Here is a 1,159-nt window from a genome sequence, read left to right as displayed (position 1 = left end):
TCTCTTGATGATCTGAAGTTCTTCAGTCAATTCTTCGTCGTAGTCTAGAGAAGAAACGTCGCCGTCGGAAACGATCGAGTATTCGTTGAGCTTCATCAGCACTTCCGACGAAACTCCCCCGTACCTAATGTAAAGGAACTTTCTTACCGCCTTTTCGGAAAGGAGTTCCAGTGTTTCTCGTTCTCTTCTTCCATATTCGACGATCGCATCGTCGGGCTTCACAAAGATAACGCTGTAGCCTTCTAGAAAGTCGAGAAGTATCGACTGGCGTTCGTAGAAGATGCCGGCCGTTGTGTCCATGGTATCCAATCGGGCTAAGAGAATCTCATCTGAGACCCCAGTCGCCTGCTCGGCCGCCCTGATTCGCTTCAGTGCAGTTTCTTTGAAAGGCGAAGCCGTAATCCCTTCTGCGGCCGGAGTAATCAACACTTCGTTCAACCTTTGTAGACTCTTCTGGGAGACCGGATCGAAACTCCTGATGGACTCAATTTCCCTGTCGAAGGTGTCTATCCTCACCGGCATTTCCGATCCGGGTATGAAGACATCTACAATTCCACCTCTTATTGCGAACTCTCCCGGGATAGTAACTGAGAATGATCTCGAATATCCGAGACTCTGAAGCTGGTCCTCGCTGATTGTCATCGGGCCGCCAACTTCGACCTTGAAGGACAGCTCTTCGAAAACTTCGATCGGTACGGTCTTTCTCAGGATTCCGTGAAAAGAAGTGTAAACCGTTCTCAGCTCTCCGAGGAGAAGCTTTCTGAGCAGGGCTAGCCTTTCCGATCTTATCCTCGAAGAAGTACCTATTTCCTCAAATGGAAACACATCATGAGAAAAAAAGAAGCCGTCTCCTTCACGTCTCTCATGGATCTCAATGAAGGAATCAAGCATTCTCTCACTTGGGAAGATGATCAAGTTTCGCGAAGCACTATGATCTCCTTTTTCAACCCAGGAGATTGGTTCATTCACTCTATATAAAACTCGTTCCAAAATAACCTCCACAACCTCTTTAAGACTGTACTCGCACCTCTAAGCTGAACAGTCTCTCTATCCCCTCTAAACGTGTCGGTATAAGTTTTTGTTAAATCGCCGATCCTAACCGCAGAGCAGACCATACCCACAGGCTTGGATTCTGTGCCTCCAGTCGGTCCGGCTATTC

At 47.8% G+C, this 1,159-nt stretch carries 1 protein-coding gene and 1 pseudogene; both read right to left on the bottom strand.

All coding sequences use genetic code 11. The features are described from left to right. Positions 1-990 (bottom strand): annotated as a pseudogene (locus BG32_RS03380) (transcription-repair coupling factor); the annotation flags it as partial. Then, on the bottom strand, positions 966-1,159 hold a 194-nt coding region (locus tag BG32_RS03375; RefSeq protein ID WP_183084273.1), incomplete at its 5' end, for a CinA family protein. The gene BG32_RS03375 and the pseudogene BG32_RS03380, both read right to left, overlap by 25 nt.

Origin of the sequence: Mesotoga sp. HF07.pep.5.2.highcov (assembly GCF_003666285.1) — a bacterium.
GTDB lineage: Bacteria > Thermotogota > Thermotogae > Petrotogales > Kosmotogaceae > Mesotoga > Mesotoga prima.
Note: the sequence above shows the minus strand (reverse complement) of the source record. Positions and strands in the feature narration are given on the sequence as shown.